Origin of the sequence: Chromobacterium indicum (assembly GCF_039708975.1) — a bacterium.
GTDB classification, from domain to species: Bacteria; Pseudomonadota; Gammaproteobacteria; order Burkholderiales; family Chromobacteriaceae; genus Chromobacterium; species Chromobacterium piscinae.
Genome location: NZ_JAYFSJ010000017.1, coordinates 59,722 through 73,067 on the forward strand (window position 1 = coordinate 59,722; position 13,346 = coordinate 73,067).

A 13,346-nucleotide genomic window follows, 5' to 3' on the forward strand; every position below is an offset into this window, starting at 1 on the left:
TTTCTCGGATTATTTTTTGGCGTCGATCAGCGTTTCGCCGCCGTTCCGGCGCACCTCCACCGGCAGCACGCGCGGCAGGATGCGGGCGAAAGCGGCGGCGTCGTGGCTGGCGAAGCTGCCGCTCAAGCGCAAACCGCCCAGCTCCGGCCGCGCCAGCTTGAGGCCGGTCGGGCCGTAACGCTCGAACTCCGCCAGCACCTCGGCCAGCGGCCGGTCGGAAAACGCCAGCCGCCCCGCGCGCCAGGCGGCCACGGTTTCCGGCGGCACCGCCGCCTCCGGCCGAAGCGAGCCATCGCGCCAGACCGCGCGCTGGCCATCGGTCAGCAGCAGCTTGCTCCGCGCCTCGCCTCCCGTGCCGGCGGCTGCTTCGGCGTCGCCGTGGTCAGCCACCGCCACCCGGCCGTGCTCCACCGCCACCTCGACCGCGCCGTACAGATGGCGCGCCGCGAAGCGGGTGCCCAGCACCGTCACCCGCACCGGGCCGGCCGCCACGCGGAACGGCCGCCCGGCATCCCGCGCCACCGAGAACATCGCCTGTCCGCGCAGCAGCTTCGCCTCGCGGCGATCGGAAAAATACGCGACCTCCACCACGGTATCGGCATCCAGGCTCAAGCGGCTGCCGTCGGCCATCACCCGCTCCAGCTGCTGGCCGCGCGCGCTGGCCAGCGTCTGCGTCCACTGCGGCTGGCCGGCCCGCCAATGCCAGCCCAGCGTACAGGCGAGCAGCAATGCCGCGCAGGCGGCAAGGCCATGGCGGCGCAAGCGCGACGGCGGGGGAACCGCCAATCTTCGCCTCTGCTCGCCGCCCATCTCCGACAGCAAGGCGTCGACTCGGGCGTGCGCGGCGTAAGCTCTGCGGCGCTCGCCGGACGCGTCCAGCCAGGCGGCCAGTCCCGCCCGCCCCGCCTCGTCCAGCCCCTCCCGCTGCCGCAAGCGCCAGCGCGCCGCTTCCGCGTCGGCCAGCTCTTCGTTCGCCGCTTCACGCTCCCGCCTCATCGGCCCTCCTCCTGTTCCAGCGCCCGCTTGCACGCCAGCATGCCGTTGATGATGTGCTTCTCCACCATGTTCCGGGAAATGCCCATTTCCCGCGCGATGTCAGCCTGGCTCAGCCCTTCCAGCTTGAACAGCACGAAGGCCTGGCGGCAGCGTGGCGGCAAGCCCGCTATCGTCCGCTCCAGCAAGGCCAATTGCTGCCGCGCGGCCAACCGCCGCTCCGGTTCGCAATGCGCGGGCGCGGCCAGTTCGATGTCGGCAATGTCCTGCTGCGGCCTTGCCTGCTCGCGGCGGTGGCGGTCTATCAGCAGATTGCGCGCGGCGGCGTACAGCAGCGCGCGGGGAGAGCGCACCGCCGCGCCGCCGGCTTCGCCTCCCGGCGCCTGCAGATTCAGCACTTTCAGATAAGCGTCCTGCGCCACATCCTCGGCGCGCTGGCGCGAACCGGTGGCCCGGGTGAGGAAATTGAGCAGTTCGCGATAATAGCCGTCCAACACCAGCTTCGCCCGTGACAAAAGGGCGCAGCATAGCGCAAGAAACAAATGATAACAATTATCGTTATCAGAAATATCGGGAATGGAAATGCGAAGGCCCGGACAATAGCCGGGCCCTTGCGGGAATTCTTGGTGGGTCGTGCGGGATTCGAACCTGCGACCAACGGATTAAAAGTCCGCTGCTCTACCAGCTGAGCTAACGACCCATTTGGGGGGTATTCGTGTCGGGAAGGGTGCAGGGATGGTGGTGGGTCGTGAGTGGCTCGAACACTCGACCTACGGATTAAGAGTCCGCTGCTCTACCAACTGAGCTAACGACCCATCCGGTCTGCACAAAGACAGAAATGAACTTGATTGGTGGGTCGTGCGGGATTCGAACCTGCGACCAACGGATTAAAAGTCCGCTGCTCTACCAGCTGAGCTAACGACCCGCACAACGTACGGCGGCATGTCTTTGGATGGTGGGTCGTGAGTGGCTCGAACACTCGACCTACGGATTAAGAGTCCGCTGCTCTACCAACTGAGCTAACGACCCGTCCGGGACATGCGACTACACTATATCAAGCTTTCTCTGGTGGGTCGTGCGGGATTCGAACCTGCGACCAACGGATTAAAAGTCCGCTGCTCTACCAGCTGAGCTAACGACCCATCGAGAGCTGGCAACTATAATGAAACGTTTCAGATGCGTCAAGCCGTATCGCGAAAAATTTCTCTCCGCCGCCGCCCCGCGCGGGGAACGAAAACGGGCGGAAAACAGTCGGAACAAACCGGGCCGGAATCATTCGGCACTTGAAACTACGCTGTTCGATACCCATGTGAGATAAGAGGGCAATCCCTGCGCCACAGGCAGCGCGACAATCTCCGGCACTTCGTACGGATGCAGCGCCGCCAGCCTGGCCTCCAGTTGCGGATACGCGTCAGCGCGGGTCTTGATCAGCAGCGGAATCTCCTCGGCCCGCTCCACCGCGCCCTGCCAGCGGTACACTGAGCGGCAGGGACTCAGAATATTGACGCAGGCGGCCAGCTGCTCGGCCACCAGCGTCGTCGCGATGCGCTCGGCGGTTTCCGCGTCCGGCGCGTTGCAGACAACCAATAAACAATCGTTAGATGGAATCGGATTCAAGATGCGCGTTCTCCCGCTGCTGTTATTGATTTACCCGTTCGCAGAAATCGCCGCCCTGGTGGCGCTGGCCGACCGCATCGGCGGCCTGGCGGTGTTCCTGCTGGTGGTGCTGTCCTCGATGCTTGGCCTGTGGATGCTGCGCAACCAGAAGCTGGGCGCGCTGCTGACGCTGGGCAGCGTGATGCGCCAGGGCGACAAGGTTTCGCTGTACTCGCTGCTGTGGCCGCTGCGTTACGCGCTGGCCGGCCTGCTGTTCCTGCTGCCCGGCCTGCTCAGCGATCTCGCCGCCATCCTGCTGCTGCTGCCGCTGAAAGGACCGGACATTTCGCTGCGGACCACCGGCGCGGGCCCGTCCGCCGGACCGGCCGGCAACGGCGACATCATAGAAGGCGAGTTCAAGCGCGTGGACGAAACCACGCCGCCGGGACGCCGCCTTCAGTGAAAACCCAGACGGTCCAGCGCCGCCGCGTCATCAAGGCCGCAGGCGATCCGCACCACCTTGTGCCGGCTCTTGTCGCCGGACAGCAGTTCCACGTCGCGCTTGGCGACGCCGAAACGATCGGCCAACCAGGCCAGCAACGCGGCATTGGCCTTGCCGTCCACCGGCGGCGCGGCCAGTCTGACCTTCAGGCAGTCGCCGTGCTCGCCGGCCGCCTCGGTCTTCTTGGCGCCCGGCTGCACGTGCAGCGTCAGCCGGACGCAGCCATCATGGCACGACAACCAAGGTTTCATCCCATTTCCCGCCCAAAACGGGGAGTGTAGTCCAAAACGCGGCCTGGAAGCAGCGCCGCCAAAAAGGAGCATCGTCATGGATATCGGCATCAATGAACAAGATCGCCAGGAAATCGCCCACGGTCTGTCCCGCTTGCTGGCGGACAGCTACACCCTGTACCTGAAGACGCACAACTTCCACTGGAACGTCACCGGGCCGATGTTCAACACACTGCACTTGATGTTCGAGACCCAGTACAACGAGCTGGCGCTGGCCGTTGACGCCGTGGCCGAGCGCATCCGCGCGCTGGGACACTACGCGCCGGGCAGCTACGCCGACTACGCCAAGCTGACCGCCATCCCCGAATCCGCCGGTGCGCCGCCCAAGGCAGAGGAGATGATCCGCCAGTTGGTGGAGGGCCACGAAACCGTGTGCCGCACCGCCCGCAGCGTGTTCGCAGTGGTGGAGCGCGCCTCCGACGAGCCAAGCGCCGACTTGCTGACCCAGCGCCTGCAGGTGCACGAGAAAACCGCCTGGATGCTGCGCAGCCTGCTGGAAAAATAAGCCGGCCGCGCGCCGCCGCCGAAACGCCGCCTCCGCGCGGCGTTTTTGCATGGCCGCCATGCTACACTCTGGCAAAATCCGGAAACCCGCGATGGCCGATCACCTGTACCGCCCCCGCCCATCCGCGTCCAGCGGCCTGCTGCTGTGGCTGATGCTGGGCGTGTCGCTGCTGGCCCACCTGCTGCTGCTCAGCCTGGGCGGCCGCGTTTCCGCGCCCGATCGCGCCGGGGAAACACCCGCGTCGCAGATCAATATCCGCCTGGTCCGCCACCCGGCGCCATCTGCGCCGCCGACCGAACGGCTGGCCGAAATCGATCATGCAGGCTCGGGCAACAGCGCCGAGCCGCGCCAGCTGCTCAGTCGTCGCGAGCCGCCCAAGCCGCGCCCCGCCGCGGAAATGCCGCCACCGGCTCCGGCCAACCCGATCGCCCGCCCAACCCCGGCGCCGGCCAAGGTCCAGCCCACGCCGCCCAGCGGCCAGGTCAGCACCGGCTCGCTGCTGGCCCAGGTCGGCGCGCTGTCGCGCGGCGGCGACAGCGCCATCGTCGACAACGACAAGGAGAGCGGCCAGGCCGGCAACGCGCTCGGCGAAGCAGCCCGCGGCTATCCGTGGGCGCGCTACCAGGCCGACTGGCGGCTGAAGGTGGAGCGCATCGGCAACCTGAATTACCCGGATGAAGCGCGCCGCCAGGCCCTGCACGGCGCGGTGACGCTGGAAGTGACGATAGCCGCCGACGGCAGCCTGCAGGGACAACGGGTCACCCGCAGCTCCGGCAGCCGGGTGCTGGACGAAGCCGCCCAGCGCATCGTCGAGCTGTCCTCGCCGTTTCCGCCGTTTCCGCCCGCACTGGCCCGCGCCCCCGCGATGCGCATCAACCAGCGCTTCGTCTTCACCCGGGACAACCTCTTATCCAGCCATTGAACCAAGGAAACATCATGTTTGAAGTCAACCGCAGCATCGCGCTGCTGCGCCCGCAGGCCCCGTTTCTGGCCTGGCTGAAAAGCCTGCCCGGCGGCATCGATCCGCAACTGACGCTGGAAGCGCTGGCCGCTGACAGCAACGCGCTGCTGATCCCGCCGGCGGAAGACGCCGACGCCGCCCGCCGCTTCGTGCAGCAACGCCATCGCCAGCTGTTTGAGGCCGAGCTGGCCGACTGGTGCGAAGACGAGAGCCTGTGGCCGCAGAACATCAGTCCCAACCTGTTCCAGCAATGGTTCAAGGTGGAAATCCACTCGGTGCTGACCGATCTGGTCGAAGAGCCGCTGGAGCGAGAAGCCTTCGTGCCGCTGGATCTGGACGGCCGCGCCGATTAACCGCCACACACAATAGAGGGGAAACACATGGCGCACCACACCCGGATCAAGGTCCGCGGCTATCACCTGGACCTGTTCGGCCACGTCAACAACGCGCGCTACCTGGAATTTCTGGAAGAAGCGCGCTGGAGCCAGTTCGAAGAGCAAGGCGGACTGGACTGGTTCCTGAAATCCGGCCTGGCGCTGGCAGTGGTCAACATCAACATCGACTATCGCCGTCCCGCGCTGATGGGCGAGCAGCTGCTGATCGAGACCGGTCTGAAGTCCATCGGCAACCGCAGCGCGGTGATCCACCAACGCGTGCTGCTTGAGGGCACGGACACCGTGGTGGCCGAGGCCGACGTCACCTTCGTGGTGTTCGATGCCAAGCAGAACAAGGCGGTGGTGCTGGAAGGACAATTGAAGGACATGCTGGAACAGATGACCGCCTCTCCGGTCTGAACCAGCGGCAGACACGACAGGAAATCGAAATGAAGAAGGGTTTGATCATTGCGCTGGCACTGCTGGTCGCGGCCGGCGCCGCCTACAAGCTGATGTTCTCCGGCAACCCGGCCCCCGAGGTGCAGCTGACCTCGCTGACCGGCGCCGCCACCAGCACCTCGGCGCTGAAAGGCAAGGTGGTGCTGGTCAACTTCTGGGCCACCAGCTGTCCCGGCTGCGTCGAGGAGATGCCGGAAATCAAGAAGCTGCACCAGGACTACGGCGGCAAGGGCCTGAACGTGCTGGCGGTGGCGATGAGCTACGACCCGCCCAACTACGTGCAGAACTTCGTCGCCAAGAACCAGCTGCCCTTCTTCGTCGCGCTGGACCCGCAAGGAGCCACGGCCAAGGCCTTCGGCGACATTCAGCTGGCGCCGACCACCTTCCTGATCGACAAGCAGGGCAACATCATCAAACGCTACGTCGGCGTGATGAACTTCCCCGAGGTGCGCAAGCTGATCGAGCAACACCTCTAAGCCACAAACCGCCGCCCCGCCCGCCGGGGCGTTTTTCTACCCCACGCCCCCGCATACCGCGCAGCCCGGATCGCGCGGCACGCGGATCTGCTTGAAGCCGCCGCTCAGCGCGTCGTACAGCGTCAGTTTGCCCAGCGCCGGTGGGACGCCAGCCAGCAGCTTGACCGCCTCCACCGCCTGCAGGCTGCCGATCACGCCCACCAAGGGCGAGAGCACGCCAAAAGTGGCGCAGGGGCCGTCGCTGGCCTCGCCCTCGTCCGGAAACAGGCAGTGGTAACACGGAGACGCCGCGTCGCGGCTGTCGAACACCGCCAGCTGGCCGGAGAAGCGCACCGCCGCGCCGGATACCAGCGGCACCCTGGCGGCCACGCAGGCGCGGTTGACCGCATGGCGGGTGGCGAAATTGTCGGAGCAATCCAGTACCACATCGTGCGCGTCCACTTCTTCGATCAAGCGATCGCCGGACAGGCGCTCGGCCAGCGGCCTCACCTCGATCGAGGGATTCAAGGCCCGCATCCGCTCCGCCGCCGACTCGGCCTTGCCGCGCCCCAGGCTGGCGGTATCGTGGGCGATCTGGCGCTGCAGATTGGACAGTTCCACCACGTCGTCGTCGACGATGGTGATCCGGCCGACGCCGGCGCTGGCCAGATACAAGGCTACCGGCGAGCCCAGGCCGCCGGCGCCGACGATCAGCGCGCGCGCCGCCAGCAGCCGGCGCTGACCTTCGATGTCGATCTCGGGCAACAGGATGTGGCGGCTGTAGCGCAGCAGCGCCTCATCGTCCAGTTCGCGGTCTTGCTCCATACTCATGCTCCAGAATGCGAAACGCCAGCCGGGAAGGCTGGCGTCGATAAGCGATTTGTGTCGAGCAAAACGCCTGAAACAAGGCGCGCCTCGTAGATTGGGCCGAGCAAAGCGAAGCCCAACATTACCGCAACGCAGTATCAGGCGTTTTGCCTTACTCCTCCGCCACCTTGCGGGCGAACTTGATGCCCAGCTGCTTCAGCTTGCGGTACAAGTGCGTGCGCTCCAGGCCCACCTTCTGCGCCACCCGGCTCATATTGCCGTTCTCCAGCGAGATGTGGTACTCGAAATAGCGGCGCTCCAGCTGTTCGCGCAATTCGCGCAACGGGATGTTGAAGTCGAAGCCCGACTCCTCCACCGGCTTTTCGTGGCGGAACTGGGCCAACACCTTGTTGACCTCGGCGGCGTCGACTTCGTCGGACTCGGCGGTCAGCGCCAGGCTCTTGATGATGCTGCGCAGCTGCTCCAGATTGCCCGGCCAGTCATACTGGCGCATCGCGTTCAGCGCGGCGGTGGTCAGCTTGCGCGCCGGCACCTGCTTGGATTCCACCAGCTCCACCAGGATCTGCTCGGCGATGAAGGTGATGTCCTCAGCGTGCTCGCGCAACGGCGGGATCGGCACGATCACGCTGGACAGCGCGGTCAGCAGGCGGTTGTCGCACTCGGGGTCGACCAGCAGCTCCTGCAGCGGACGGCTGCAGGAACAGATCAGGCGCACGTTGAAGCGGTCGAGCTTGGACAGCAGGAACAGCAGGCCCTGCTGCACGCGGCGGCTGTACTGGCCGATTTCCGGCAGGTAGAGCACGCCGTTGTTGGCCTTCTGCAAGAGCTCCAGCGGCGCGTCGGCCAGCTGCTCCAGCTTGGCCGGCGTCACCCAGGGCGTGTTGCCCTGGTGGAAGAAGCGCGCCACCAGCTCGAAGCCGGAGCCGGACTCGCCGGTCAGCAGCACCGGCGACTTCACCTTGGCCACGCGCTCCAGCTGGCGCTTGAGCTCCTGGATCGGCTCGCTGCGGCCCAGCTTGTCCAGGTTCAGCGAGGTGTTGGCCTGCATGTCGCCGTACTTCAGCGCGCGCTGAACCGTGGTCAACAGCTTCTGCAGCGCGATCGGCTTTTCCAGGAAATCAAAGGCGCCGATGCGGGTGGCTTCCACCGCGGTGTCTATGCTGGCGTGGCCGGACATCATCACCACCGGCATGTTGAGCAAGCCGGACTTGGCCCATTCCTTCAGCAGGGTGACGCCGTCGCAATCGGGCATCCAGATATCCAGCAGCACCAGCGCCGGCCGGGTCTGATTGCGCAATTGGCGGGCCACTTCGGCGTTTTCCGCCAAAGCCACGGTATAACCTTCGTCCTGCAGGATCTCGGAGAGCAGCTCTCGGATGCCGATCTCGTCGTCCACAATCAAAATGTCGCTGCTACGCATTAGGCCTCCAGCAATGGCAGGGAGAGAAGGACGCGCGCGCCATGCTGCCCGGCGTTCCCCAAAATGACCTGTCCATGGTGTTCTTCCATAATCTTCTTGACCACGGCCAGTCCAAGACCGGTTCCCTTGGCTTTACTGGTCACATATGGCTCGAACGCGCGTCTGAGGATGTCCGGGCCGAAGCCCGCGCCATTGTCCTCGACGCTGACGAGCGCGTTTCCTTCTTCTTGTCGGCTGCTAATTTGAATCATCGGGATGCCAACGTCAAGGACTGCATCCTGGGCGTTTTGCATCAGGTTATGCAGCACCTGCCGCAGCAGAGCCGCATCCCCCATGATCATCAGCGGAACTTCGTCCAGCGCAATCTTAACAGCAGGATTGGATTCGTAAAGGGCCATCACCTCCCGGATCACCTGATTGAGATCAAGTTTCACCAGTTTGATCTTGGGCGCGCGGGCATAGTCGCGGAACGCCTCCACCATGCTTTTCAGCGCGCCCACCTGCTTGATGATGGTGTCGGTGGAGCGCTTGAGCATGTCGGCGTCCGACCCTTCCAGCTTGTCCGCCAGCTTCATCGCCAGCCGCTCGGCGGACAGCTGGATGGGCGTCAACGGATTGCGGATCTCGTGCGCCAGGCGCTTGGCCACCTCGCCCCAGGCCGCGTCGCGCTGGGCGCGGGCCAGCTCGGTGATGTCGTTGAACACCAGCACGTAGCCGTCGCTGGAATGCTCGGGCAGCCGCGCGCCGCGCACCAGCAGCGTGCGCTCGCCCTGGGCGGTGTCGTAACCGAGCTGGGTCTGCCAGTCGCTCTCGACATCGCTGTCTGCGTGCTGCATCACCGTTTCCACCAGGCTGGCCACCGCCGGTATCAGGCCGCCCCACTCGGGAAAACGGTGCTCGGCCAGCTGGCTGAAATCGAAGCCCAAAATGCGCGAGGCGCTGGTATTGGCGGCGCGGATCTGCCAGTCGCCGCCGAAAGCGATCACGCCGGCCGACAGGTTAGCCAGTATGCTTTCCAAATAAAGCTTGCCGCCCTCGAGCTCGCCGCGGCTCTTTTCCGCCAGCTGCCGCGCCTCGTCCAATTGCTGCGTCATACGGTTGAACAGCGTGGTCAGCATGCCCAGCTCGTCGCGGCGGTAGACCGGATGACGCTTGGAAAAGTCGCCCTGCGCCACCGCCCGGGTGCCGGCAGCCAGCTCGGACAAGGGCGCCGACAGCCGCTCCGACAGGAACAGCGCGAAAGCCAGCGCCGCCGTCAGCGCCAGCAGCACCGCCAGCGCCAGCGTCAGCATGTAGAAGGTGCGCAAGCCCTGCCGCGCCAGCAGCAATTGCCGATATTCGGAGCGAGCGCTTTCGATCTGTTCGGCGTCGCGGCTGATATCGGCCGGCGCCGCCTGCAGCAGCTGCAGCACCCGCGTCTGCTCGCCCGGGCCCCGGTAAGCCAGCAGCACTCTCAGCGCCAGGCCGTTGTTGCCGTCGTTCTCTATGCTCTGCTGCGGCGTGCGCAGCTTAACCCCGCGCAGCGCTTCATGGCCCGGGGATTGCGGCAGTCCGCGCGCGTCGCCGCCGGCGAAAGCCAGCAGCTGGCCGTTGCCGCGGTTGAAGATAGCGATTTCCTTCAGGCCCAGCTGCTCGCGCAGCCGTTCCAGCCTCACCGGCAGCACGCCGTCCGGCAACGCCTCCACCTCGTCCTGCACCATCCGCCCCTTGCGGCCGACGTCGTCCAGCACGTAGTTGAGCGCGCTGCGGCCCAACACCAGGCCGCGGTCCAGCGCCGCCTCGACGCGCACGTCGAACCAGCTTTCAATGCTGCGGGTCAGGAATTGCGCCGACACGGTGAAAACCAGCAGGCCCGGCACCAGCGCGACGCCGGCGAACATCAGCGCCAGCTTCTGCGTCAGCTTGGCGCCGAACACGCGGTTCTTCACCCGCTGGCGCAAGCGCCACAGCTGGCGGCCCACCACGCCAAGCAGGGCCAGCAGCAGCAGGCTGTTGAGGCCGAAAACCCACCAGTAGTAATCGTTGAGCTTGGAAGCGTTGCCGGTGGCCACCGCCAGCAGATAAAGCAGGATGGCCCCGACCGTCGCCATCGCGATGGTGGCGTAGCGCATCAGCCGGCGTCCTTGACGTCCAGCTTGATCCAGCCGGAATCCAGCGACCAGTCGTCAGAGCCCAGCGCGTTCATCTGGAAGGGTTTGGGCAGATCGCCGATGTCCAGCAGCAGCCGGACCTGGCCGGCCACCTGGCCGGGCCTCTTCGGATCCAGCGTGCCGGGATTGAGCACGCGCCAGCCCTGGATCGCGCCGAGGGCGGACAAGGCTTCGCGCAAGGTGGGGTAGTAATTGGACAGGCTGCCGATGGTGACGCGGTAGCGGCCGGTCAACGGCTGGTAGGACAGTTTGAAAGCCAGCTGCGCGTGCGGGTCGAACCACTCGCGCAGCGACAGGTAATATGACGTGGTGCGGGGCTTGGTCAGCTCGAACTCCAGCCGGAAGCCCAGCACTACCCCCTGCTCCAGCGCCTCGCTGAGGCTGGGGGTGAGCTTGGTGAGGAACCGGGTGCTGACCGCCAGCGTGCCGTCCGGCATCACTTCGGCCTCCGCGCGGCGCGAGCCTATGGTGTCGGCCAGCGCCGGCGGCAGCAGGCAACAGAGCAGAGCCAACAGCAGGCTAATGTTTCTCAAGCAGCGCGTAATAGAAGCCGTCATGTCGCTCACAAGGCAGCAGTTGTTCTTCTTTCAGGCACACCGCGTCCGCGTGGCGCTTGAGGAAGCCCTCCAATTGCTGGCGGTTTTCTTCGGGAAAAATCGAGCAGGTAGCGTATAGCATTTTTCCCCCGCTGGCGAGCAGCGGCCACAGCGCGTCGGCCATCGCCGCCTGCTGCTCTCCCAGCGCGGCGAAATCGCCGGGCCGGCGCAGCCATTTGATGTCCGGATGGCGCCTCACCACGCCGGAAGCCGAGCACGGCACGTCGGCCAGGATGCGGTCGAACGGACGGCCGCCCCACCAGTCGTCCGGCCGCGACGCGTCGGCCTCGATCAGCTGGGCGGACAGGCCCAGCCGCCGCAGATTGTCGCCGACGCGGGCCAGGCGCGTGGCGTCGATGTCCAGCGCGGTCACCTCCACGTCGGCGCGCTCCAGCATATGGCCGGTCTTGCCGCCCGGCGCGGCGCAGGCGTCCAGCACCCGCAGGCCCGGCTTCAGGTCCAGCCAGTGCGCGGCGCGCTGCGCGCCCTCGTCCTGCACCGAGGCCAGGCCATCGGCGAAGCCGGGCAGATCGCGCACCGCCACCGGCCGCGCCAGTTGCACCGCGTCGTCGCCCAGCGCCTTGGCCGCCAGGCCTGCCTCCTCCAACCGGCCCAGATAATCCTCCACCGAAATGCGGCGGCGATTGACGCGCAGCGTCAGCGGCGGGTGGACGTTGCTGGCCTCCAGGATGCCGCGCCACTCGGCGGGATAGGCCGCCTTCAACCGCGCCACCCACCAGTCCGGATGGTTGGCCTGCGCCACCTCATCGGCGGCGGCGTTGGCCAGCAGCTCGTCGCGGCGGCGCTGGAAGTTGCGCAGCACGCCGTTGACCAGGGCCTTGAACTTGCCGCGCGCCATCATGCCGGCCAGCGTCACCGCCTCGTGCACCACCGCGTACTGCGCGGCGCGGGTATATTGCAGCTGGTACAGCGCAATCAGCAGCAGGCGCTCCACTTGCGGCTCCGGCAGCGGATGCGGCACCAGCTGGCGCAGGCAGTGGCGCAGCACGCCCAGATGGCGCAGGCTGCCGTAGCTCAGGTCCTGCAGCGCGCCACGCTCGGCGGGCGTCAGCTTGCCGGCCTGGCGATGGGCGTCGGCCAGCGCGTCGGTGAGGGTGGTGCCGGCCTCGATGCGGGCCAGGATCTCGGCGGCCAGTTGCTGGATTTGATGCATGGTGTGTCTTTCGATGAAACAAGGCCAGTCCTGGGGACTGGCCGCGGGTCGGTTCAAGTGCTTGCGTCAACAGGCGCCGCGCGCCAGCGCGTGCAGCCGTTCAATGCGGTCGGCGGTATGCGGGTGGGTGCGGAACAAATCGCCGACGCCGCCGCCGGACAGCGGATTGATGATCATCATCTGCGCGGTCTCCGGGTGGGCCTCGGCGGCCGGCATCGCAATGCCCTGGGCATAATATTCGATTTTCTGCAAAGCGGAAGCCAAAGCCAGCGGATCGCCGGAAATTTCAGCCCCGCCTCGGTCGGCCTCGAACTCGCGCGCGCGCGAGATCGCCATCTGGATCAGGCTGGCCGCCACCGGCGCGAGGAAGGCCACCGCCAGCCGCGGCAGCAGGCCGACCGGCTGGCCGTTCTCGTCGCGGCCGCCGAAGAACATGGCGAAGTTGGCCAGCGCGGAGATCGCGCCCGCCATCGTCGCGGAGAGAGTGGAGATCAGCGTGTCGCGGTGCTTGACGTGGGCCAGCTCATGGGCCATCACGCCGCGCAGTTCGCGGTAGTCGAGCATGCGCATGATGCCGCTGGTGGCGGCCACCGCGGCGTTCTCCGGATTGCGGCCGGTGGCGAAGGCGTTGGGCTGGTCCTCGTGGATCACGTAAACGCGCGGCATCGGCAGGCCGGCGCGCTGCGCCAGCTCCGCCACCATGCTGTAGAATTCGGGCGCGCTGTTGGCGTCCACTTCCTGCGCGTTGTACATCGACAGCACCATGCGGTCGGAATTCCACCAGGCGAACAGATTCATGCCGCCGCCGAACAACAGCGCCAGCAACATGCCGCCCTTGCCGCCCAGCATGCCGCCGATCAGGACGAACAGGGCCATGATCGCAGCCATCAGCAGCGTGGTCTTCAGCCAGTTATCGTTCATGCTCTCCTCTCGCAACTGCGGGTTTGCCTATTTTTTAGAGACTGCGCGCCATCTTTTTTCCAGACTTGCGGCCGACGGAGAACCGCCGGCGCGGGAAAAAGACCGTAAGTAGACTCTTAGTG

16 protein-coding genes and 5 tRNA genes are annotated in these 13,346 nt (G+C 66.1%); 6 read left to right on the top strand and 15 right to left on the bottom strand.

The window, feature by feature from the left end:
* Positions 1-9: 9 nt before the first annotated feature.
* From VA599_RS20185 to cutA, 8 genes are all read right to left on the bottom strand, one after another.
* On the bottom strand, positions 10-996 hold the full coding sequence (locus VA599_RS20185; RefSeq protein ID WP_346790297.1) for a FecR family protein: 987 nt from the start codon (positions 994-996) through the stop codon (positions 10-12).
* Entirely contained in the window at positions 993-1,490 is a 498-nt protein-coding gene (locus tag VA599_RS20190; protein WP_346790299.1) for a sigma-70 family RNA polymerase sigma factor, read from the bottom strand. Before VA599_RS20190 ends, VA599_RS20185 begins: the two co-directional genes overlap by 4 nt.
* 127 nt (positions 1,491-1,617) lie before the next feature.
* Positions 1,618-1,693 (bottom strand) — tRNA-Lys (locus VA599_RS20195).
* 39 nt (positions 1,694-1,732) lie between these two features.
* Positions 1,733-1,808: transfer RNA gene (locus VA599_RS20200), tRNA-Lys, on the bottom strand.
* Positions 1,809-1,842: 34 nt separating this feature from the next.
* Positions 1,843-1,918, bottom strand: a tRNA-Lys gene (locus VA599_RS20205).
* A gap of 28 nt (positions 1,919-1,946) precedes the next feature.
* Positions 1,947-2,022, bottom strand: a tRNA-Lys gene (locus tag VA599_RS20210).
* 37 nt (positions 2,023-2,059) lie between these two features.
* Positions 2,060-2,135: transfer RNA gene (locus VA599_RS20215), tRNA-Lys, on the bottom strand.
* A 130-nt stretch (positions 2,136-2,265) separates the two neighbouring features.
* Positions 2,266-2,580, bottom strand: coding sequence for a divalent-cation tolerance protein CutA (gene cutA, locus VA599_RS20220; protein WP_346790301.1), 315 nt, complete (start codon positions 2,578-2,580; stop codon positions 2,266-2,268).
* Positions 2,581-2,611: 31 nt separating this feature from the next.
* On the opposite strand from cutA, the gene VA599_RS20225 reads away from it, so the two are divergent.
* On the top strand, positions 2,612-3,052 hold the full coding sequence (locus VA599_RS20225; protein WP_346790303.1) for an FxsA family protein: 441 nt from the start codon (positions 2,612-2,614) through the stop codon (positions 3,050-3,052).
* Here VA599_RS20225 and VA599_RS20230 read toward each other — a convergent pair.
* Positions 3,046-3,342, bottom strand: a complete 297-nt coding sequence (locus VA599_RS20230; protein ID WP_166439825.1) for a DUF167 domain-containing protein — start codon at positions 3,340-3,342, stop codon at positions 3,046-3,048. The genes VA599_RS20225 and VA599_RS20230 overlap by 7 nt on opposite strands.
* 76 nt (positions 3,343-3,418) lie before the next feature.
* Between VA599_RS20230 and VA599_RS20235 the strand changes: the two genes are divergently transcribed.
* The 5 genes from VA599_RS20235 to VA599_RS20255 all read left to right on the top strand — a co-directional run bounded on the left by VA599_RS20235 (position 3,419) and on the right by VA599_RS20255 (position 6,156).
* Positions 3,419-3,886 carry a Dps family protein gene (locus VA599_RS20235; protein ID WP_021475269.1) on the top strand — a complete coding sequence of 156 codons (468 nt, stop codon included), beginning with the start codon at positions 3,419-3,421 and terminating at the stop codon, positions 3,884-3,886.
* Between the two features lie 91 nt (positions 3,887-3,977).
* Positions 3,978-4,808: an energy transducer TonB gene (locus VA599_RS20240; protein ID WP_346790305.1), complete on the top strand. Its 831-nt coding sequence runs from the start codon at positions 3,978-3,980 to the stop codon at positions 4,806-4,808.
* Positions 4,809-4,822: 14 nt separating this feature from the next.
* Positions 4,823-5,200, top strand: coding sequence for a VacJ (locus VA599_RS20245; protein ID WP_231152764.1), 378 nt, complete (start codon positions 4,823-4,825; stop codon positions 5,198-5,200).
* Between the two features lie 27 nt (positions 5,201-5,227).
* Entirely contained in the window at positions 5,228-5,641 is a 414-nt protein-coding gene (locus VA599_RS20250; protein WP_021475272.1) for an acyl-CoA thioesterase, read from the top strand.
* A 29-nt stretch (positions 5,642-5,670) separates the two neighbouring features.
* Entirely contained in the window at positions 5,671-6,156 is a 486-nt protein-coding gene (locus VA599_RS20255; RefSeq protein WP_021475273.1) for a TlpA family protein disulfide reductase, read from the top strand.
* Between the two features lie 36 nt (positions 6,157-6,192).
* Here VA599_RS20255 and VA599_RS20260 read toward each other — a convergent pair whose 3' ends face one another.
* The 6 genes from VA599_RS20260 to htpX form a co-directional block, all read right to left on the bottom strand.
* Positions 6,193-6,960, bottom strand: coding sequence for a HesA/MoeB/ThiF family protein (locus VA599_RS20260; protein WP_021475274.1), 768 nt, complete (start codon positions 6,958-6,960; stop codon positions 6,193-6,195).
* A 154-nt stretch (positions 6,961-7,114) separates the two neighbouring features.
* On the bottom strand, positions 7,115-8,383 hold the full coding sequence (locus VA599_RS20265) for a sigma-54-dependent transcriptional regulator (RefSeq protein WP_011137805.1): 1,269 nt from the start codon (positions 8,381-8,383) through the stop codon (positions 7,115-7,117).
* On the bottom strand, positions 8,383-10,494 hold the full coding sequence (locus VA599_RS20270; protein WP_021475275.1) for a sensor histidine kinase: 2,112 nt from the start codon (positions 10,492-10,494) through the stop codon (positions 8,383-8,385). The genes VA599_RS20265 and VA599_RS20270 overlap by 1 nt, the downstream gene beginning before the upstream one ends.
* Entirely contained in the window at positions 10,494-11,066 is a 573-nt protein-coding gene (locus tag VA599_RS20275; protein WP_021475276.1) for a DUF4390 domain-containing protein, read from the bottom strand. Before VA599_RS20275 ends, VA599_RS20270 begins: the two co-directional genes overlap by 1 nt.
* On the bottom strand, positions 11,053-12,303 hold the full coding sequence (gene rsmB / locus VA599_RS20280) for a 16S rRNA (cytosine(967)-C(5))-methyltransferase RsmB (RefSeq protein WP_021475277.1): 1,251 nt from the start codon (positions 12,301-12,303) through the stop codon (positions 11,053-11,055). The genes VA599_RS20275 and rsmB overlap by 14 nt, the downstream gene beginning before the upstream one ends.
* A gap of 66 nt (positions 12,304-12,369) precedes the next feature.
* Complete coding sequence (htpX, locus tag VA599_RS20285; protein ID WP_021475278.1) at positions 12,370-13,224, bottom strand: zinc metalloprotease HtpX; 855 nt, start codon at positions 13,222-13,224, stop codon at positions 12,370-12,372.
* Positions 13,225-13,346 lie beyond the last annotated feature (122 nt).

What these genes read in the sequence shown, in the direction of transcription:
- VA599_RS20255 (WP_021475273.1), top strand. Translation starts at nt 5,671, where the DNA reads ATGAAGAAGGGTTTGATCATTGCGCTGGCACTGCTGGTCGCGGCCGGC.
- VA599_RS20225 (WP_346790303.1), top strand. Translation starts at nt 2,612, where the DNA reads ATGCGCGTTCTCCCGCTGCTGTTATTGATTTACCCGTTCGCAGAAATC.
- VA599_RS20245 (WP_231152764.1), top strand. Translation starts at nt 4,823, where the DNA reads ATGTTTGAAGTCAACCGCAGCATCGCGCTGCTGCGCCCGCAGGCCCCG.
- VA599_RS20250 (WP_021475272.1), top strand. Translation starts at nt 5,228, where the DNA reads ATGGCGCACCACACCCGGATCAAGGTCCGCGGCTATCACCTGGACCTG.
- VA599_RS20235 (WP_021475269.1), top strand. Translation starts at nt 3,419, where the DNA reads ATGGATATCGGCATCAATGAACAAGATCGCCAGGAAATCGCCCACGGT.
- VA599_RS20240 (WP_346790305.1), top strand. Translation starts at nt 3,978, where the DNA reads ATGGCCGATCACCTGTACCGCCCCCGCCCATCCGCGTCCAGCGGCCTG.
- VA599_RS20270 (WP_021475275.1), bottom strand. Translation starts at nt 10,494, where the DNA reads ATGCGCTACGCCACCATCGCGATGGCGACGGTCGGGGCCATCCTGCTT.
- VA599_RS20230 (WP_166439825.1), bottom strand. Translation starts at nt 3,342, where the DNA reads ATGAAACCTTGGTTGTCGTGCCATGATGGCTGCGTCCGGCTGACGCTG.
- htpX (WP_021475278.1), bottom strand. Translation starts at nt 13,224, where the DNA reads ATGAACGATAACTGGCTGAAGACCACGCTGCTGATGGCTGCGATCATG.
- VA599_RS20260 (WP_021475274.1), bottom strand. Translation starts at nt 6,960, where the DNA reads ATGGAGCAAGACCGCGAACTGGACGATGAGGCGCTGCTGCGCTACAGC.
- rsmB (WP_021475277.1), bottom strand. Translation starts at nt 12,303, where the DNA reads ATGCATCAAATCCAGCAACTGGCCGCCGAGATCCTGGCCCGCATCGAG.
- VA599_RS20185 (WP_346790297.1), bottom strand. Translation starts at nt 996, where the DNA reads ATGAGGCGGGAGCGTGAAGCGGCGAACGAAGAGCTGGCCGACGCGGAA.
- VA599_RS20265 (WP_011137805.1), bottom strand. Translation starts at nt 8,383, where the DNA reads ATGCGTAGCAGCGACATTTTGATTGTGGACGACGAGATCGGCATCCGA.